A 17,572-nucleotide genomic window follows, 5' to 3' on the forward strand; every position below is an offset into this window, starting at 1 on the left:
GCCGGCGGGTCCGGCCGCAGCAGCGCCCCGGCGGCCACCCCCGCGGCGGCGAGGCAGAACAGCGCCGTACCCCCCAGCGTGGCGGCGGCGCTCCATCCCCGGCCGAGGGTGAACGCGCCGATGAGCGCGGCGAGTACGCCACCGATGGAGAACCAGGCGTGGAAGGCGGACATGACGGGCCGCCCGTAACCGCGTTCGACCTGTACGGCGTGGGCGTTCATGCTCACGTCCAGGCACCCGTTGCCGACGCCGAGCAGCAGGAGGGCCCCGCCCAGCGTCCAGACGTCGACGGCCAGGCCCGGCAGGACCAGCGAGGCCGCGCACAGCGCCGCACCGGCCGGGACGACCGTACGGGCCCCGAAGCGGTCGGTCAGCGGCCCCGCGAGCTGCATGCCCCCGAAGGCGCCCGCGCCGAGCAGCAGCAGGAGCCAGCCGAGCACGGCGTGGCTGATCCCGGTGCGGTGTTCGATCACCGGGATGTGGACGATCCACATGCCCATGATGAAGCCGGCGAGGACGAAGTACGCAAAAGTGGCCAGCCGGCCGGCCCGCAGTGATCTCTCCATGCCGCGAACATACAGAACATCCCACATGTTCGTAAACTTGCTCTTCGAACATGATCGGTGTTTGATTCGAGGGTGACGAGTGTGGAGCGACTCAGAAGGATCACCGACGCCGTACGGGAGACCGGCCGGTCGAGTGTCGCGGAGCTGGCCGGGCTCACCGGCGCCTCGGAGATGACCATCCGCCGTGACCTGGAGGTCCTGGCGGAGCAGGGTGTCCTGGAGCGCTACCGGGGCGGCGCGAGGAGCCTGCTGCTGCGCGGGGAGGAGCCGCCGTTCGTGCTGCGGGCGCAAGATGGCCAAGAGGTCAAGGCGCGCATCGCCGCCGAGGTCGCCGGGCTGATCGCGGACGGTGAGTCGGTCGTCGTCGACAGCGGCACCACCTGCCTGGAAGTGGCCCGCGCCCTGCACGGCCGCCGCCTCACCGTCATGCCGCTGTCCCTGCACGCGGCCAACGCGCTCGCGGACGCCCCCCGGTTGACCCTCCTGCTGCCCGGCGGCCGGCCGCGCCCCGGCGAGCTGGCGCTGACCGGCCCGCTCACCCTGGCGTCCCTGGCCACCCTGCGCTTCGACACCGCCGTCCTCGGCTGCTGCGGTCTCACCGCGGCCGACGGCCTGACCGCGTACGACCTGGACGACGCGGCGGTCAAACGCGCGGCGATCGCCTCGTCCCGCCGGGTGGTCGCGGTCGCCGAGGCGGCCAAGTTCTCCCGTACCGCGCTCGCCTTCGTCACCCCGGCCGCCGCGCTGCACGTCGTGGTGACCGACCGGGCCGCGCCCGACGACGAGACCGAGGCGCTGGCCGGGGCGGGAGTCACCGTACGAAAGGTGTGAGGCACCCCGGCCCGCTCACCCCTGCCCCCGGGAGAACCGCCTGGACAGGTGCCGGGCGGTCGGCTGGGATGGGAGACGTGGCAGCCGACATGACGAGCACCGACCAATTCGAAGCGCACCGCTCCCTGTTGACGGGGGTGGCCTACCGCATGCTGGGCCGGATCGCCGACGCCGAGGACGTCGTGCAGGACGCGTGGCTGCGCTGGACCGCCGAGGACCGCGCCGAGGTCCGCGAGCCGCGCGCCTATCTCGTACGGATCACCACCCGCCTCGCGATCGACCGGCTGCGCCAGGCGCACGTACGCCGGGAGGCCTATGTGGGCCCCTGGCTGCCGGAGCCGGTCACCACCGATCTCGGATCGGCCGTCCCCGATTCCGCCGAGCGCGCGATGCTGGCCGAATCGGTGTCGTTCGCGGTGCTGGTCGTCCTCGAATCCCTCTCGCCCCTGGAGCGCGCGGTGTTCGTCCTGAGGGAGGCATTCGGCTTCCCGTACGCCGAGATCGCCGCCGTGCTCGACCGGGGCGAGGCGGCGGTCCGCCAGCTCGCCGGGCGCGCGCGGCGCCATGTGGACGAGCGCAGGCCCCGGTTCGACGTCGACCAGGCGGAACGCCGGGCCCTCACCGAGCAGTTCCTCGCGGCGGCCGGCGGCGGCGATCTGGACGCCCTGCTCCGGCTGCTCGCCCCGGACGTCAGGCTGGTCGGCGACAGCGGCGGGAAGGCGAAGGCGCCGCTGCGGATCGTGGCGGGCGCCGACAAGGTTGGCCGGTTCCTGTCCGCCGTGTCGGAGGGTGCCGGGCTCTTCGAATTCCGTATCGCGGAGGTCAACGGAGCGCCCGCCGTGCTGGCCCACACCGGCGGAAAGCTCGATCTCGTCCTCCAGTTGGAGGTCGCGGACGGCGTGATCACGTGCGTCTACATCATGCGGAACCCCGACAAACTCTCCGGAGTGATCGTGGAATAAGCCTGGAGACCGTACGGGTTGCCCCGTCGGAGGGCAGAGCGACCACCGGCCCCGCGTCCGTCACGGATGCGGGGCCGAGTGCTGCGGGCGTCTCACCAGCGCACGAACGTCGTGTGAACACCCTGCGGTAGATTTCGGTTTCGCTGAGTCACGGCGCAGGATTGGTCTTGACCAACTGATTGACTCGTCCTATGGTCAATAGTTAGTGCAGGAACCTTTAATAAACAAGGGCACGGAAAACCGCCGGGGACACGGCGATTGCGGAGGATCAGGGTGGGGACCACGCAGCTGGAAACAGTGCCGGAGCCTAAGTACTGGCACCTGAAGACCGTGCTCGGTGAAGCGCTCGACTCGGACTTCGCGGTGGGGGAGATCCTGCCCAACGAGCGGGATCTCGCCGCGCGGTTCGGGGTCGCGCGCGCGACGCTGAGGCAGGCGCTCGAACAGCTGGAGCTGGAAGGCAGGCTCCAGCGCCGCCGGGGGGTCGGGACGACCGTCGCGCCTCCGAGGGTGGGCGTGGACGTGTCCACGGCCCAGCACGAATGGCCGGGCGCCACGAAGGACGCCTGGCAGCTCATCGACTGCGCGGTCGCCGCCGCGCCCGGTCCCGTGGTCCGGCTGCTGGAGAGTTCCACGGACGACGAGGTGCACGTCGTCCGGCGCGTCCGGGTGACCCACGGCCAGTCCGTCGCCGCCGAACTGCTCTACGTACCGGCGTCGTCGGTGCCCGAACTGTCGGCCATCGCCGGCGCGTCGGGACCCGTCCGCGCCCGGGCCGTGCTGCGGGAGCTCCAGCGCCTGGCGCTCGACTCCCAGGACCGCGCGGTGGAATTGGGGTCGGCGCGCGCCGACGACGCCAAGGAGCTGGACCGGCTGCCCGGCGCGCCCGTGCTGGTCGTCACCACGCGCTACATCGTGGAGGGCCGCCCGGCGGCCGTCTCGGTGGCCACGTACCGCGCGGACACCTGCCGGCTGACCTTCGGGGACTCCGGCGACCTGGAGATCAGCGAACACCCGGAGGAGCGCCGCGCGTCCTGACGGACGCGGCACACGCGTACACCTTCTTCGGAGACGTACGGCACATCCGTACGGGACACGTACGCCCCCCGTGGGCAGCGCATCACGACGGCCCGTCGCTCAGCGGCGGGCCGTCACCGTTCCCTCCACCGCGAACAGCTGCTCCTCCACGTGGTCGAGCGCCAGCCGCAGCGCCCCCGTGGCCACCGCCGCCTCGCCGAGCAGCGAGAGCGCCACCCGCGGGGGCCGCAGACAGAAGCGCGACAGCTCGTCCCGCAGCGGGTCCAGGACGCCGTCGAGCCCGGCCGCCCACCCGCCGATCACCACCAGCTCGGGATCGAGCGCCAGCACCAGCGCCGCCACGTCGTGCACCAGCCGCCGGGTGAAGCGCTCCACGGCCTCCTGCGCGCCCACGTCGCCGTCCTTGGCGAGGGCGAACACCTTGGCCACCGCGTGCTCGTCGAGCGGGTGCAGCGGCTCGTCCGTGGTCGACAGGAGCTTCTCCGGGGTCACGTCGCGGCCCAGCAGGTGCAGCGCGCCGATCTCCCCGGCCGCCCCGCCGAAACCGCGGTGCAGCCGCCCGCCGATCAGCGAACCCGCCCCCGGACTCAGCCCGGCCAGGACGAAGACGATGTCGTCGGAGTCGGTCGCCGCGCCCTTCCACTGCTCGGCCACGGCCGCCGCGTTGGCGTCGTTCTCCACCAGCACCGGACAGCGGAACGAGCGGCCCAGCCGCTCCCCGAGGGCCAGTCCCGTCCATCCGGGCAGCGCCGTACCCAGCCGTACGGTCCCGTCGGCCTCCACGATGCCGGGACTGCCGACGCCCACCGCCCGCAGCGAGTTGCGCGCCACCCCCGCGCGCCGCAGCACGTCCGCCACCACCAGCCGCACACGCTCCAGGCGTTCGTCGGCCTCCGCGGTCTCCGAGACCTCCCGCGACCCGGCCCCGATGATGCGGCCGTCCAGCCCCGACAGGATCGCGGCCACGCGGTGCGGCCCGATCTCGATGCCCAGCAGGTGCCCGGCCTCCGCGCGGAAGCGGAACTTGCGGGCGGGGCGGCCCTGCTTCCGGGTCTCGCCCTCCTCGGGCGCCGACTCGACCACCAGACCGGCCTCCATCAGGCCCTCCACGACGCCCTCGATCGTCGGGCGCGACAGACCGGTGATCCGGGTCAGGTCGGTGAGGGTGAGGGATCCGGCACCCCGCAGGGAATGCAGTACCACCGCGGAGTTGATCCGCCGCAGAAGGGAAGGGTCTCCGCCGGTCAGCCGCCCCACGGTAAGTCCTCCCAGCTCGCGCGTCGTCTGCCGGATGCTACTCGCTGGTCGCTTGCACGGCGAGGGGCGTCGGCCTCCCGCCGGACGGAGCGCCCTACTGTGGGCGGGTTCATCTCATCAGATCCAGAGCAGGAGAGCACCACAGCAGTAGAGCACCAGAGCAGGAGAACCGGAGCAGCGGATCCGGACCCGGACCTGAGGAGGTCGGCATGGCGGCGGACGACGAGATCGTGATCAGTCCCACGGGGTGGGTGGCGAAGCAGGCGGCGGAGTACGAGGAGTCCGACGGGGCCCGGGGCACCACCTTGCAGGGCGCGCCGTGCCTCCTGCTCGACTACCGGGGCCGCCGCAGCGGACAGTGGCGCCGGACCGTGCTCATCTACGGACGGGACGGCGACGACTACTTGCTCGTGGCCTCCAAGGGCGGGGCCGACGAGCACCCGCTCTGGTATCTGAATCTGCAGGCGGAGCCCGAGGTACGCCTCCGGGTCGGCGCCGAGCGCTTCTCCGCGCGCGCGGAGACGCTGACACCGGAGGAGAAGGCGCGGGTGTGGCCCGGCCTGGTGGAGGTCTTCCCGCCCTACGAGGGGTACCAGGAGAAGACGGAACGGGACATACCGGTAGTCCGGTTGCGCCGAACGGAAGGCTGACCGGGGCTTCCGGGCTGATGTGTCCCCCGGCCGGTGAGAACCCGTCGGCCGGGGGACGCGTCAGCCCGGCGCGACAAACCCCGACTCGTACGCCGCGATCACCGCCTGCGTCCTGTCCCGCGCCCCCAACTTCGCCAGTACCGCGCTCACATGGGACTTCACCGTCTCCGTCCCCACCACCAGCCCCGCGGCGATCTCCGCGTTCGTCAGCCCCCGCGCCATCTGCCGCAGCACCTCCGCCTCCCGGTCGGTGAGCCGCGCTCTCTCCAGGCCGCCGCGCGCCGCCGCGGTGCCGTACTCGGCGGCGAGCGCCCGTACGGAGGCCGGGAAGAGCAGCGAGTCGCCCTCGGCGATCAGACGTACGGCGTGCACGATCTCCGCCGGACGGGCCCGCTTGAGAAGGAAGCCGTCGGCGCCCGCCCGGAGCGCCTCGTACACGTACTCGTCCTGCTCGAAGGTCGTGACGACCAGGATCTTGGGCGGGTCCTGCACCGTGCGCAGCACCGCCCGTGTGGCCTCGATCCCGTCGAGCAGCGGCATCCGTACGTCCATCGCGACCACATCGGGCCGCAGTTGGCGCACCAGCGGGACGACGGCGGCGCCGTCGGCCGCCTCTCCCACCACGGTGATGTCGGGCTGCGCCTCCAGGACGGCCCGCAGGCCCGCGCGTACCAGCGGCTCGTCGTCGACCAACAGCACAGTGATGGGCATCCGGTCAGGTTATCGGCCCCCAACCGCGCACCACGCGGGCCGCCTTCCCGATCCGCTCAGGCGGCTCCCGCGCCCTTCCCCGCTGCCGCCCCCGCCCCCGCCCCCGCACCACTGAACGGAAGCCGGGCGCTCACCTGCCACTCCCCGTCGTACGCCCCGGTCCTGGCCTCTCCGCCGAGCAGCGCCGCCCGCTCCCGTATCCCGCGCAGCCCGTTGCCCGGGGAGGACGCGGAGGCGTCCTCGGCGAGAGGGTTCGCGACCTCGATACCGAGCATGTCGTCCGTCACCTCGATCAGGATGCGCACCGGCACCGGGCCCGAGTGCCGCAGCACATTGGTGAGCGCCTCCTGAAGAATGCGGTAGCCCTCCCGGGAGACCGGCCCGGGCAACCGCTCCAGCGGCCCCGACATCTTGATCTCCACCACCGCCCCCGACGCCCGCGCCGACTCCAGCAGCCGGTCCGCCTCGGCCAGCGTGGGCCGCTGCGAGGCCGGCCGGCCCGACTCCCGCAGGACGAGCAGCACCCGCTCCAGATCCTCCAGCGCCGCCCGGCCCGTCTCCTCGATCACCCCGAGCGCGCGATCGGTGAACTCCGGGTCCCCCGCCGCCCTGGCCGCGCCCGCCTGCACCACCGCGACGGTCAGCGCGTGCCCGATCGAGTCGTGCAACTCGCGGGCGATGCGGGTGCGTTCCAGGAGTCGTTCGGTACGTTCCTCCAGGGCGGCCAACCGCTGTGCGGGGGACGGGCCGAGCAGCCGGAGGGCGGCGGCGGCGCCCAGGCGCCCGAGCCACACGATCCCGGCGAAGAACCCGACGGCCGGCAGCGGCGCGAACAGCGCGAACCACCACTCGGGCGTGACCGCCGACAGGAACGGCAGACCCATCCAGGAGCCCTGCGCGCCGGCGTGGCCCAGCTCGATCGCGAGGGCCGGCCCCCACACCGTCGTGATCGTGATCGCCCCCGACAGGAGCGCGCGGACCTCCAGCCACAGCACCGTCCGCCACCGCTCGCCCCACGTGGCCGACGAGGCGAGGGAGACGGACCCGGGGGGCACGCTCCCGTCGTGCGGGAGCAGCAGCCACTGCGCCTGGAGCCCCTCGGCCAGCCGCACCGCCGGAACCAGCCCGATCGGGACGAGGAACAGCAGGGGCAGGGCCGGATGTTCGGGAAAGACGAACAGCCAGACGGCCCAGAACCCCGTCGGCACGAAGAGATGCAGCCAGCGGGTGTACGTCACCGGCCGCGACAGCGGACGCAGGAATCGGACCATCGTGTCATCGTGCCAGCGCACCGGCGGCGGGAGTTCCCCCGCGCGGGGGAGACGCTCTCCACCCACGGGGGAGGACCGGCGCCCCCGTGGCGGCCAGAGTGGAGCCATGACCAGCATCGATGTCCACGAACTCACCAAGGAGTACGGCACGGCCCGCGCGGTGGACCGGCTCACCTTCCAGGTGCGGCCCGGCCACGTCACCGGCTTCCTCGGCCCCAACGGGGCGGGCAAATCGACCACCATGCGGCTCGTCCTCGGCCTCGACCGGCCCACGTCCGGCACGGCCACCGTCGGGGGACGCCGCTTCACCGATCTCGACGAACCCCTGCGCCACGTCGGCGCGTTGCTCGACGCGCAGGCCGCCGACGGCGCCCGTACCGCCCGCGACCACCTCAGGGTGCTCGCGGCCAGCAACCGGATCCGCCCCGCCCGGGTGGACGAGGTGCTGGAGGAGACCGGCATCGCCGCCGTCGCCCGCAAGCGGATCAAAACCTTCTCGCTCGGCATGCGCCAGCGCCTCGGCATCGCCGCCGCGCTCCTCGGCGACCCGGAGGTGCTGCTGCTGGACGAACCGGCCAACGGCCTGGACCCGGAAGGCATCATCTGGATCCGGGAGCTGACCCGCCGCCTCGCGAAGGAGGGCAGGACCGTCCTCGTCTCCAGCCATCTGATGGCGGAGACGGCGGCCACCGCCGACCACCTCGTCATCCTCGGCCGGGGCCGGCTCCTCGCCGACCTGCCGATGGAGGAGTTCATCACCTCCCGCAGCACCCCGCGCGTACGGTTCCGCAGCACCGAACCGGAGCGGCTGCGCGCGGCGCTGGCCCGTGCGGGACACGTCGCGGTGCAAGGCGAGGACGGGCTCTGGAGCGTCGACGGGACGCGCGCCGAGGACATCGGCCGGCTCGCCTCCCGGGAAGGTGTCCCCGTGCTCGAACTCAGCGACGACCGGGGCTCCCTGGAGCAGGCGTATCTCGATCTCACCACCGACGAGGCGGAGTTCACCGCCCCCACCCCGCACCGCTCGGCCGGCCCGACCGGCACCCAGGAGGTCTGACCATGTCGTCCACCGCGATCCTGCGCTCCGAGTGGATCAAAATCCGGTCCGTGCGCGCCACGTTCGGCTCGCTGCTGGCGATTCTCGTCGTCAGCGCGGGAATTGGGGCGCTCATCAGCGCCGGGGCCGGGACGGGCGAGGCCGGGGGACCCGACCACGACCCCGTCCTCTTCTCCTTCTCCGGGATCAATTTCGGTCAGATCGCGGCGATCGCCTTCGGGGCGACGGCGTTCTCCACCGAGTTCCACCACGGCGCGCTGCGCGTCTCCCTGACCGCCGTGCCCCGCCGGACCCACTTCTACGCGGCCAAGACGGCGACGGTCGCCGGCGCGGCCCTGGCCGTCGGACTGGTCACCGGCTTCGCCACCTTCTTCGCGGGACAGACGGGCATGGGGTCGTACGCGATCGGCCTGGACGATCCCGGCGCGCTGCGCGCCACGGTCGGCGCCGGCGTCTACCTGGCGCTGATGGCGGTGCTGGCGGCCGGTCTCGCCGCCCTGCTCCGCAGCGGTGTCCTGGTGATGAGCCTGCTGATCCCGTTCATCCTCATCGTGTCGTTCGTGATCGGGGACATGAAGTCGGCCGTCGCGGACTTCCTGCCCGACCGGGCCGGGCAGATCGCCCTGCACCAGTACCCGGACGCGGCCATCGGCCCCTGGACCGGGCTCGCCGTGACCGCGGCGTGGGCGGCCGCCGCCGTACTGGCCGGATGGCTCGCCGTCGGACGCAGGGACGCCTGACGCCTCACAGTCGCCTGACAGGAAGCCAGATGTCAGTGCCCGGGGGTTTACTGGACCCATGAGTACCGCGCGGCAACTCGCCCTGGTCGAGCTGCTGTGCGCCCATGCCTACCCCGCGACCCGCGGTCCCTCCGGGGTCGGGACGAGCGGGCCGGGCCATCACCTGGCGGAGCTGTCCCGGGGGGAGGGCCCCTCCGGCGCGGACCAGTGCGAGGCGGAGGGCGAGGCGCTGGCGGAGATCCTGACGAACCGCTTCGGCGCACCGCACCACGTGAGCCTGTGGAGCCTGCGCGTCCGGGGCGGTGAGGGCGAGGAGATACCGGAGCCCTGGTGGGAGCTGTGCAACAGCGTGGCGTACGTGCGCGTGTGGTGGACGGTACGCCGCTGGCTCGTCCTCGGGGTGACGCAGGAGGCGGAGGACCAGCCCTTCCGCCTCCTGGCGGCGACCACGGAGACGGACCCGCCCTGACAGGCGGGCCGGGTGCGCGAGATCAGTCCGCCGGAGCCACCGGCGCGGCCTCCGCCGCCGCCCGCAGCCGGCCGAACTCCTCCGCCATCGTCTGCGCCGTCCAATGCGCGTTCAAACCGGAGGGGTTCGGGAGCGCCCAGATCCTGGTGTCGCCGATCGTGCGTTCCTGCGGGCCGATCCGTGCCTTCTTGTCACCGAAGGCTGTGCGGTACGCGGTGACACCGACCACCGCGAGCCACCGCGGCCGCAGCAGCTCCACCTTCGCGACCAGGAGTCGCCCGCCCTCGCGGAACTCCTCGTCGCTCAACTCGTCGGCCCGCGCGGTCGCCCGCGCCGCGACGTTCGTGATGCCGAGGCCGTACGTGAGCAACTCGTCCTGCTCCGCCGGGCTCAGCTGCCGGGGCGTGAACCCCGACAGGTGCAGCACCGGCCAGAAACGGTTGCCCGGGCGGGCGAAGTGATGGCCCGTCGCGGCGGACATCAGCCCCGGGTTGATGCCGCAGAACAGCACGCGCAGCCCCTCCGCGACCACGTCGGGGATGACGCGGTCGCGGGCGGCCTCCAGCTCCTCGGACTTCATCGGTCTGACCGGGTCCTGTTCAGAGGATCGAGCCGGGCGCGTACGCCGCCGCTTCCGGGTACCGCTTGAGGATCTCCTCGACCCGCGCGACCACCGCCGCGATCTGGTCCTCCGCCGCGCCCGTGAAGGACAGCTTGTCCGCCATCAGCGCGTCCAACCGCGCGCGGTCCAGCGGCATCCGCGCGTCGGCCGCGAGCCGGTCCAGCAGCTCGTTGCGCTCCGCGCCCTGTTCCCGCATCGCCAGCGCCGACGCCACGGCGTGCTCCTTGATGACCTCGTGCGCCGCCTCCCGGCCCACCCCGGCCCGTACCGCCGCCATCAGTACCTTGGTCGTCGCCAGGAACGGGAGGTAGCGGTCCAGTTCACGCGCCACGACCGCGGGGAACGCGCCGAACTCGTCCAGGACGGTCAGGAACGTCTCCAGCAGCCCGTCGAACGCGAAGAACGCGTCGGGCAGCGCCACCCGCCGTACCACCGAGCAGGAGACGTCGCCCTCGTTCCACTGGTCACCCGCCAGCTCGCCCGTCATCGACGCGTAGCCGCGCAGGATCACCATCAGGCCGTTGACCCGCTCGCAGGAACGGGTGTTCATCTTGTGCGGCATCGCGGACGAGCCGACCTGACCGGGCTTGAAGCCCTCGGTGACCAGTTCGTGCCCGGCCATCAGCCGGATCGTCTTCGCCACCGACGACGGCGCCGCCGCCAGCTGCACCAGCGCGGTCACCACGTCGTAGTCGAGCGAGCGCGGGTAGACCTGGCCGACGGAGGTGAAGGCCCGGGCGAAGCCCAGATGCCCCGCGATACGGCCCTCCAGGTCGGCGAGCTTCGCGGTGTCGCCGCCCAGCAGGTCCAGCATGTCCTGCGCGGTGCCGACCGGTCCCTTGATGCCGCGCAGCGGGTAGCGGCCCAGCAGGTCCTCCAGCCGGCCGTGGGCGACCAGCAGCTCGTCGGCGGCGGTCGCGAAGCGCTTGCCGAGCGTGGTGGCCTGCGCGGCCACGTTGTGCGAGCGGCCCGCCATGACCAGCTCGCCGTACTCACCCGCGAGCCTGCCCAGCCGGGCCAGCACCGCGACCGTACGGTCCCGCACCAGCTCCAGCGAGAGCCGGATCTGGAGCTGCTCGACGTTCTCCGTCAGGTCGCGGGACGTCATGCCCTTGTGGACCTGCTCATGGCCGGCGAGGGCGTTGAACTCCTCGATCCGCGCCTTCACGTCGTGCCGGGTGACCTTCTCGCGCTCCGCGATCGACGCCAGGTCGACCTGGTCGACCACCCGCTCGTAGTCGGCGAGCGCGGTCTCGGGCACCTCGATGCCGAGGTCCTTCTGCGCCCGGAGCACCGCCAGCCAGAGCCGGCGCTCCAGCTTCACCTTCTGCTCGGGGGACCACAGCACGGCCAGCTCCGCCGAGGCGTAGCGGCCGGCAAGGACGTTGGGGATACGGGGCTTCTCAGACGCGACAGTCACGTGTCCTGATTCTACTGGCGGATCCCGCAGGCCGACGCCGTGCCCGTTCTTGTGGTTTCCTACGGCTCCTCAGGGCAGCCGGTGGTCGCCCCGTACGGCAGCAGCTCCGGCCGCTTCGGCAGCCGGCCGTCCCCGGTGGAGCGGCCGGTGAGCCGCCGCATGATCCACGGCCCCAGGTACTGGCGGGCGAACCGTACGTCGCCCGAGCGCCTCGCCACCCAGCGCACCGGTACGGCGGCGGGCAGCTCCGTACGCCAGTCGTCCTCGGCCGCCTGCCCCAGCGTCTGCCAGACCGCCTCGGCCACCCGACGGTGGCCCTCGGCGGTCAGATGCAGCCGGTCCACGTCCCACATCCGCTGGTCACCGAGGGCCGGGGCGCCGTACAGGTCCACGACCAGCGCGCCGTGCCGTTCCGCCAGCTCGTCGACGAAGCCGAACAGCTCCTCCATGCGCGGGCGGAACCGTTCCATCACCGGGCCGTTCCGGCCGGGGCTGCGCATCAGCACCAGCTGCTTGCAGGACGGGGTCAGCTTCTCCACCGCCTCTTCGAGCAGCCCCCGTACCCGGCCCATGTCGCACTTCGGCCGCAGGGTGTCGTTCAGACCGCCGACCAGGGTCACCACGTCGGCGGACATCGCGGCGGCGACCTCCACCTGCTCCTCGACGATCTGTCCGATGAGCTTGCCGCGTACGGCGAGATTCGCGTACCGGAAACGGGGGTCACGGGCGGCGAAGCGGGCGGCGAGCAGATCCGCCCAGCCCCGGTAGGAACCGTCGGGCAGCAGGTCGGACATGCCCTCGGTGAAGGAGTCACCGACCGCGACAAGGCTGGTGTAGCTGACATTCATCTCCATGGCGGAGTGATCGTACCGCGCGGTACGGCGGACCCTTCCGGCGTCTCCCGCTCAGCGCGCGCGAGGGGTGCGCCGCCCCCTCTACGCGTGCCGTCCCACCAGTTCCCGCAGCACGTCCTCCATGGTCACGAGCCCTTCCAGCTTGCCGTCCTCGTCCAGGACGGCCGCCAGGTGGGTACGGCTGCGGCGCATCGCGTTCAGCACGTCGTCCATCGGGGTCGTGTCCGTCACGCGGGCGATCGCCCGCATCGCGGAGACCTCGAACGGTGAGTCGCGCGGGGCCGCGTCCAGGGCGTCCTTCACGTGGAGGTAGCCGAGGATCCGCCGGGAGGCGTCGACCACCGGGAAACGCGAGAACCCCGACTCGGCCGCGAGCCCCTCCAGCGTCTCGGGCGTGACGCCGACCTCCGCCGTTACCACCCGCTCCAGCGGCAGCACGACGTCCCGCACCGGCCGCCGCCCCAGCTCCAGCGCGTCGTGCAACCGCTCGGCCGACCGCTCGTCCAGCACCCCCGCATGACCGGCGTCCGTGACCAGCCGGGACAGCTCGTCGTCCGAGTAGGTGGCCGCGACCTCGCTCTTGACCTCCACCTTGAGCAGCTTGAGGAGGCTGTTGGCAAAGGCGTTGACCGTGAAGATCACCGGTCGCAGCCCCCGGGCGATCGCGACCAGCGGCGGCCCGAGTGCGAGCGCGAGCCGGACGGGGCTGGCCAGGGCGATGTTCTTCGGCACCATCTCGCCCAGCAGCATGTGCAGATAGGTCGCCAGGATGAGGGAGATCGCGAACGAGAACGGGTGGATCAGTCCGTCCGGCAGGCCCACCGCGTGGAAGAGCGGCTCCAGCAGATGGGCGATGGCGGGCTCCGCGACGATCCCGAGCACCAGCGTGCACAGGGTGATGCCGAGCTGTGCCGCCGCCAGCAGGGCGGCCACGTGCTCCAGCCCCCAGAGGACGCTGCGCGCGCGGCGGTTCCCCGACTCCGCCTCGGGCTCGATCTGGCTGCGCCGTACGGAGATGAGGGAGAACTCGGCGCCGACGAAGAGGGCGTTGAGGGCGATCGTGAGCAGTCCGACGATCAGCTGGACGGCGGTCATCGGCCACCCCGCTCGTCCGTGGCGGTCGGACCGTCGCCGTTGCCGCTTCCGCCGGTCATGCCCTCGCCGCCTTCGTCGCCCTCGTCACCCTCGTTGTCATCCGTAGGAATCGGCGCCCGCAGCAGCAGCCGTGCCGCCCGGCGGCCCGTGTCGTCCACCACTTCCAGCTGCCACTCCGCCACGTCGAGATGGTCGCCCCTGGCCGGGATCCGCCCGAGCGAGGCCGCGACCAGTCCGGCGAGTGTCTCGTACGGCCCTTCGGGCATCCGCAGCCCGATCGTCTCCAGCTGGTCGGAGCGGGCCGCGCCGTCCGCCGACCAGAGCCGCCGGCCGCGCGCGTCCTCGCCGACCGGTGCCAGGTCCGAGGTCTCGTGCGGATCGTGCTCGTCCCTGACCTCGCCGACGACCTCCTCGACGATGTCCTCCAGCGTCGCCACCCCGGCCGTACCCCCGTACTCGTCGATCACCACGGCCATCGTCATCCCCGCCGACAACCGGTCGAGGAGCTGGTCCACCGTCAGCGACTCGGGGACCAGCAGCGGCTCGCGCAGCAGTTCGGACACCGGCCGCCGGGGTCTCTCCTCCGCCGGGACGGCCAGCACGTCCTTGATGTGGGCGATGCCGACGACGGTGTCCAGGCTGTCGCGGTAGACGGGAAAGCGGGAGAGCCCGGTGGCGCGGGTGGCGTTGGCGACGTCCTCGGCCGTCGCCCGCACGTCGAGGGCGATCAGCTGCACGCGGGGCGTCATCACGTTCTCCGCCGTCAGCGACGACAGGCTCAGGGTCCGTACGAACAGCTCGGCCGTGTCCGCCTCCAGCGCGCCCTCCTTGGCGGAGTGCCGCGCCAGGGCGACCAGCTCCTGCGGGCTGCGGGCGGTCGCCAGTTCCTCGGTCGGCTCCATGCCGAGGGCCCGGACGATGCGGTTCGCGGTGTTGTTGAGGTGGGAGATGAAGGGCCGGAAGGCCAGGGTGAAGTACCGCTGGGGGGTGCCCACCGCCGTGGCGACGGCGAGCGGGGAGGAGATCGCCCAGTTCTTGGGGACGAGTTCGCCGATGACCATCAGGAAGACCGTCGACAGGGCGGTGCCGATCACCAGGGCCACCGAGGACGCGACGGAACGGGACAGCCCGGCGTCCTCGACGGGCCCGCGCAGCAGCTTGCCGAGCGAGGGTTCGGCGAGCATGCCGACGACCAGATTGGTGACGGTGATGCCGAGTTGGGCGCCGGAGAGCTGGAAGGTGAGGCTCCGTACCGCCTTCAGGGCGCCGGAGGCCCCCCGCCGGCCTTCTTCCGCCGCCCGCTCCAGCTCCCCGCGCTCGACGGTGGTGAGGGAGAACTCCGCCGCGACGAAGGCGCCGCAGGCGAACGACAGGACGACCGCCACGACGAGCAGGAGTGCTTCGGTCACCGGTTCTCCTTCGTCCCATTCCGTCCCATGAGCGGCCGGGCGGCCGGTCGGGTGGCCGGTGGCCGGTGGCCGCCGGACCGGATCGCCACAGATCGCTACAGGGAGGGTGGCCCGTGGTGGGGCGCTCACACGTCAGGACCCCGGGTTCACCCTCCCGGCGGCTTCACCGGCGGATTCCGGGACGCGCCGTCCGGTGGGTTCCCCAGCGGTTTCACCCAGCGAGCCTGGAGGGTTCTCCAACGGTTTCACCCAGCGCCGCCAGTGATCCTCGCGGTGGTAGCCGGCCGCCGTCCACGCGTGGTGCGCCCCGTCGTTGGCCTCCAGCACCATGGCGTCGACCCGGCGGCCCCCGAGGGCGGTGAACCGCCGCTCCGCCGCCTCCGTCAGGGCCGTGGCGATCCCTTGCCTGCGGTGGGCGGGGTGGACGGCCAGCCGGTACGCGTGGCACCGCCAGCCGTCGAAACCCGCGATGACCGTGCCCACGAGAACACCGTCGCGCTCCGCGAGAAGGAGGGCTTCGGGGTCCCTGGAGAGGAGCCCGGCCACTCCGTCGTGGTCGTCGCTGACGCTGACCCCCTTGGCGGCTTCGCGCCAGAACAGCAGGACGGCGTCGATGTCGCTGGGCGAGGCGCGCCGGATGAGGAGATCACTCATGGGGCGAGCCAACCAGGGCACCGACCGGTCCGGCGAACGGTTTTCGTACGGTACGGATTTTGTACGGTACGGACCCTGCGCGCGCCGTGCCGCTCCCGCCCGCGCTCAGGCGAGCCAGTCGACGTAGCGGGTGGGGGCGAGGTGCGCGTCCCCCCTGGCGATGAGGACGTCGCCCTGGACGGCCCCGAACAGTCCCGCCGTCGGGTCGGTGACGACGCCGCGGCCGTCGGGGTGGGCGGCCAGGGTGATCCGGCCGAGTTCGTCGAGGGGGAGGACGTCGGGGCCCGCGATGTTGCGGATGCCCTGGAGGGGCGGGCCCGCCGCGACGCCGGCGACGGCGTCGGAAACGTCCTCGGCGGCGATCGGCTGGAGGGGGGTCGGGGGCAGGCGGACGGTGTCGCCGCTGGTGGTCCAGGACAGGGTGGCGTCCATGAACTCCATGAACTGGGTGGCACGGACGATCGAGTAGGGGATCGGTCCGGCCGTGAGGATGTCCTCCTGGAGGGCCTTCGCCCGGTAGTAGTCCAGCTGGGGCACCTGGTCCACGCCGACGATCGAGAGGATGACGAAGTGGCCGACGCCGTTCTTCCCGGCGGAGGCCAGGAGGTTGTCCATCGAGGTCTGGAAGAAGGCGAGGGAGGCCTCGTCGAAGGTGGGGGAGTTCGTCAGGTTGACGACGACGTCCGCGCCCGCCGTCGCCTCGTCCAGGCCCTCGCCGGAGAGGACGTCGACGCCGGTGGACTGGGAGTGCGGCACCGCCTCGTGGCCGACGGCGTTCAGCTTCTTCACGACCTGCGATCCGATGAGCCCCGTACCGCCGATGACTGCGACCTTCATGACATGCCTTTCGCTCGGGAGGTGTCCGACGGGTGACATACATGCCCGTGGACGGGCCGTATGCGTAAACCCGGACACTTGTTGTCCGAGACAATACCCGGACGGATGTTGTCCGGGTCAAGGGTGGGGTGGATTAAAGTGACCGGATGAAGATGTCCGGTGGGGTCGAGTGGGCGTTGCACTGCTGTGTGGTGCTCACCGTGGTGGAGGAGCCCGTCCCCGCGGCGCGGCTGGCGCAGCTGCACGACGTGTCGGCCACGTATCTCGCCAAGCAGATGCAGGCGCTGTCCCGTGCGGGGCTGGTGCGGGCGGTGCAGGGCAAGTCGGGCGGTTACGTCCTGACCCGGCACCCGGCCTCGATCACGGTGCTCGACGTGGTGGAGGCGGTCGACGGGGCCGGTCCTGCGTTCGTCTGTACGGAGATCCGGCAGCGGGGACCGCTGGCGAGCCCGCCCGAGTCCTGTACGGCGCCCTGCGGCATCGCGCACGCGATGGCCGTGGCGGAGGCGGCGTGGCGGGACTCGCTGGCGGGGGTCTCGATCGCCGATCTGGCGCGGCGGGTGGATCCGCCGGGGAGCGGGGCGGGTGCGCTGGCGAGGATGGGGTCCTGGCTGACGGCGGTACCGGAGGAGTGACTTCCGGGCCCTGCCTCGGGCCCCGCGCCTGCGCTGGGCTCCGCCCCTGCCCCTGTCTCCGCCCCCGTCAGCTGCTCACGGTCAACTCCCCACGAAGCAGAACTCGTTGCCCTCGGGGTCCTGGAGCACCTGGAACCGTCCGTACGGGTCGTCCACCACGCCGCCCACCGGGACCGCGCCGAGCCGGACGGCTTCCGCCGTCGCCTCCTCGACGTCGCCCGCGTCCAGGTCCAGGTGGAGCCGGTTCTTGGCGACCTTGCCCTCGGGCACGAGCTGGAAGGCGATCCGGGCGAACCCGGGCGGGTCGACGTACGACCAGTCGGGGGTACGGTCCACCGGCTCCCCGCCCAGCAGGGCGGCCCAGAACCGCGCCAGCCCGGCGGGCCCGGCACAGTCGAAGACGATCTCCTCGATACGCGCGCGCATGCCGCACACCTTACGGGCGGGGCGGGTACGGTTCCGCGCGGCGCGGGCGGGCGGTGCCGCCGGCGGGA

General features: G+C 72.3%; 19 protein-coding genes and 1 pseudogene. 8 read left to right on the plus strand and 12 right to left on the minus strand.

The window, feature by feature from the left end:
• A partial coding sequence (locus tag GT042_RS20190) for an MFS transporter (protein ID WP_161310121.1) occupies nt 1-566 on the minus strand: 566 nt, incomplete at its 3' end.
• A 72-nt stretch (nt 567-638) separates the two neighbouring features.
• Between GT042_RS20190 and GT042_RS20195 the strand changes: the two genes are divergently transcribed.
• The 3 genes from GT042_RS20195 (at nt 639) to GT042_RS20205 (ending at nt 3,397) form a co-directional block, all read left to right on the plus strand.
• Entirely contained in the window at nt 639-1,397 is a 759-nt protein-coding gene (locus GT042_RS20195) for a DeoR/GlpR family DNA-binding transcription regulator (protein WP_161310122.1), read from the plus strand.
• Nucleotides 1,398-1,474: 77 nt separating this feature from the next.
• The gene (gene sigJ / locus GT042_RS20200; RefSeq protein WP_161310123.1) at nt 1,475-2,359 is read left to right on the plus strand and encodes an RNA polymerase sigma factor SigJ; all 885 of its coding nucleotides are present in this window, start codon (nt 1,475-1,477) and stop codon (nt 2,357-2,359) included.
• A gap of 273 nt (nt 2,360-2,632) precedes the next feature.
• A complete protein-coding gene (locus GT042_RS20205; protein WP_161310124.1) occupies nt 2,633-3,397 on the plus strand; it encodes a GntR family transcriptional regulator in 765 nt (254 codons plus the stop codon).
• Nucleotides 3,398-3,496: 99 nt separating this feature from the next.
• Here the strand turns inward: GT042_RS20205 and GT042_RS20210 are convergent, their stop codons facing one another.
• A complete protein-coding gene (locus tag GT042_RS20210; RefSeq protein WP_161310125.1) occupies nt 3,497-4,654 on the minus strand; it encodes an ROK family transcriptional regulator in 1,158 nt (385 codons plus the stop codon).
• 209 nt (nt 4,655-4,863) lie between these two features.
• Between GT042_RS20210 and GT042_RS20215 the strand changes: the two genes are divergently transcribed.
• On the plus strand, nt 4,864-5,304 hold the full coding sequence (locus GT042_RS20215; RefSeq protein WP_161310126.1) for a nitroreductase family deazaflavin-dependent oxidoreductase: 441 nt from the start codon (nt 4,864-4,866) through the stop codon (nt 5,302-5,304).
• 60 nt (nt 5,305-5,364) lie between these two features.
• Here GT042_RS20215 and GT042_RS20220 read toward each other — a convergent pair whose 3' ends face one another.
• Together GT042_RS20220 and GT042_RS20225 are read right to left on the minus strand one after the other, a co-directional pair.
• A complete protein-coding gene (locus GT042_RS20220; RefSeq protein ID WP_161310127.1) occupies nt 5,365-6,015 on the minus strand; it encodes a response regulator transcription factor in 651 nt (216 codons plus the stop codon).
• Between the two features lie 56 nt (nt 6,016-6,071).
• Nucleotides 6,072-7,286: a histidine kinase gene (locus GT042_RS20225; protein WP_161310128.1), complete on the minus strand. Its 1,215-nt coding sequence runs from the start codon at nt 7,284-7,286 to the stop codon at nt 6,072-6,074.
• Nucleotides 7,287-7,392: 106 nt separating this feature from the next.
• Between GT042_RS20225 and GT042_RS20230 the strand changes: the two genes are divergently transcribed.
• The 3 genes from GT042_RS20230 to GT042_RS20240 are packed head-to-tail and all read left to right on the plus strand — an operon-like array spanning nt 7,393 to nt 9,552.
• A complete protein-coding gene (locus tag GT042_RS20230; RefSeq protein ID WP_161310129.1) occupies nt 7,393-8,343 on the plus strand; it encodes an ABC transporter ATP-binding protein in 951 nt (316 codons plus the stop codon).
• A 2-nt stretch (nt 8,344-8,345) separates the two neighbouring features.
• Nucleotides 8,346-9,083: an ABC transporter permease gene (locus GT042_RS20235; protein ID WP_202533264.1), complete on the plus strand. Its 738-nt coding sequence runs from the start codon at nt 8,346-8,348 to the stop codon at nt 9,081-9,083.
• Between the two features lie 58 nt (nt 9,084-9,141).
• Nucleotides 9,142-9,552, plus strand: a complete 411-nt coding sequence (locus GT042_RS20240; protein WP_161310130.1) for a hypothetical protein — start codon at nt 9,142-9,144, stop codon at nt 9,550-9,552.
• A gap of 22 nt (nt 9,553-9,574) precedes the next feature.
• On the opposite strand, the gene mug is transcribed toward GT042_RS20240, so the two are convergent.
• From mug to GT042_RS20275, 7 genes and pseudogenes are all read right to left on the minus strand, one after another.
• Entirely contained in the window at nt 9,575-10,132 is a 558-nt protein-coding gene (gene mug / locus GT042_RS20245; protein WP_161310131.1) for a G/U mismatch-specific DNA glycosylase, read from the minus strand.
• 19 nt (nt 10,133-10,151) lie between these two features.
• The gene (purB, locus tag GT042_RS20250) at nt 10,152-11,594 is read right to left on the minus strand and encodes an adenylosuccinate lyase (RefSeq protein WP_161310132.1); all 1,443 of its coding nucleotides are present in this window, start codon (nt 11,592-11,594) and stop codon (nt 10,152-10,154) included.
• 59 nt (nt 11,595-11,653) lie between these two features.
• Nucleotides 11,654-12,448 (minus strand): SGNH/GDSL hydrolase family protein, encoded by a 795-nt coding sequence (locus tag GT042_RS20255; protein WP_161310133.1) that lies wholly within the window; start codon nt 12,446-12,448, stop codon nt 11,654-11,656.
• Nucleotides 12,449-12,529: 81 nt separating this feature from the next.
• Entirely contained in the window at nt 12,530-13,543 is a 1,014-nt protein-coding gene (locus tag GT042_RS20260) for a hemolysin family protein (RefSeq protein ID WP_161310134.1), read from the minus strand.
• Complete coding sequence (locus tag GT042_RS20265) at nt 13,540-14,952, minus strand: hemolysin family protein (protein ID WP_161310135.1); 1,413 nt, start codon at nt 14,950-14,952, stop codon at nt 13,540-13,542. Before GT042_RS20265 ends, GT042_RS20260 begins: the two co-directional genes overlap by 4 nt.
• 237 nt (nt 14,953-15,189) lie before the next feature.
• Nucleotides 15,190-15,606: pseudogene (locus GT042_RS20270) on the minus strand (GNAT family N-acetyltransferase); the annotation flags it as partial.
• A gap of 105 nt (nt 15,607-15,711) precedes the next feature.
• On the minus strand, nt 15,712-16,443 hold the full coding sequence (locus tag GT042_RS20275; RefSeq protein WP_161310137.1) for an SDR family oxidoreductase: 732 nt from the start codon (nt 16,441-16,443) through the stop codon (nt 15,712-15,714).
• A 146-nt stretch (nt 16,444-16,589) separates the two neighbouring features.
• On the opposite strand from GT042_RS20275, the gene GT042_RS20280 reads away from it, so the two are divergent.
• A complete protein-coding gene (locus GT042_RS20280; RefSeq protein WP_161310138.1) occupies nt 16,590-17,078 on the plus strand; it encodes an Rrf2 family transcriptional regulator in 489 nt (162 codons plus the stop codon).
• Between the two features lie 81 nt (nt 17,079-17,159).
• Here the strand turns inward: GT042_RS20280 and GT042_RS20285 are convergent, their stop codons facing one another.
• Nucleotides 17,160-17,504 (minus strand): VOC family protein, encoded by a 345-nt coding sequence (locus GT042_RS20285; RefSeq protein WP_161310139.1) that lies wholly within the window; start codon nt 17,502-17,504, stop codon nt 17,160-17,162.
• Nucleotides 17,505-17,572 lie beyond the last annotated feature (68 nt).

This window comes from Streptomyces sp. SID3212 (genome assembly GCF_009865405.1).
Classification (GTDB): Bacteria; Actinomycetota; Actinomycetes; order Streptomycetales; family Streptomycetaceae; genus Streptomyces.

Coding starts and splice junctions, on each gene's coding strand:
- GT042_RS20220 (WP_161310127.1), bottom strand. CDS start 6,015: ATGCCCATCACTGTGCTGTTGGTCGACGACGAGCCGCTGGTACGCGCG.
- GT042_RS20235 (WP_202533264.1), top strand. CDS start 8,346: ATGTCGTCCACCGCGATCCTGCGCTCCGAGTGGATCAAAATCCGGTCC.
- GT042_RS20275 (WP_161310137.1), bottom strand. CDS start 16,443: ATGAAGGTCGCAGTCATCGGCGGTACGGGGCTCATCGGATCGCAGGTC.
- GT042_RS20255 (WP_161310133.1), bottom strand. CDS start 12,448: ATGGAGATGAATGTCAGCTACACCAGCCTTGTCGCGGTCGGTGACTCC.
- mug (WP_161310131.1), bottom strand. CDS start 10,132: ATGAAGTCCGAGGAGCTGGAGGCCGCCCGCGACCGCGTCATCCCCGAC.
- GT042_RS20260 (WP_161310134.1), bottom strand. CDS start 13,543: ATGACCGCCGTCCAGCTGATCGTCGGACTGCTCACGATCGCCCTCAAC.
- GT042_RS20280 (WP_161310138.1), top strand. CDS start 16,590: ATGAAGATGTCCGGTGGGGTCGAGTGGGCGTTGCACTGCTGTGTGGTG.
- GT042_RS20215 (WP_161310126.1), top strand. CDS start 4,864: ATGGCGGCGGACGACGAGATCGTGATCAGTCCCACGGGGTGGGTGGCG.
- GT042_RS20225 (WP_161310128.1), bottom strand. CDS start 7,286: ATGGTCCGATTCCTGCGTCCGCTGTCGCGGCCGGTGACGTACACCCGC.
- GT042_RS20285 (WP_161310139.1), bottom strand. CDS start 17,504: ATGCGCGCGCGTATCGAGGAGATCGTCTTCGACTGTGCCGGGCCCGCC.
- GT042_RS20240 (WP_161310130.1), top strand. CDS start 9,142: ATGAGTACCGCGCGGCAACTCGCCCTGGTCGAGCTGCTGTGCGCCCAT.
- GT042_RS20230 (WP_161310129.1), top strand. CDS start 7,393: ATGACCAGCATCGATGTCCACGAACTCACCAAGGAGTACGGCACGGCC.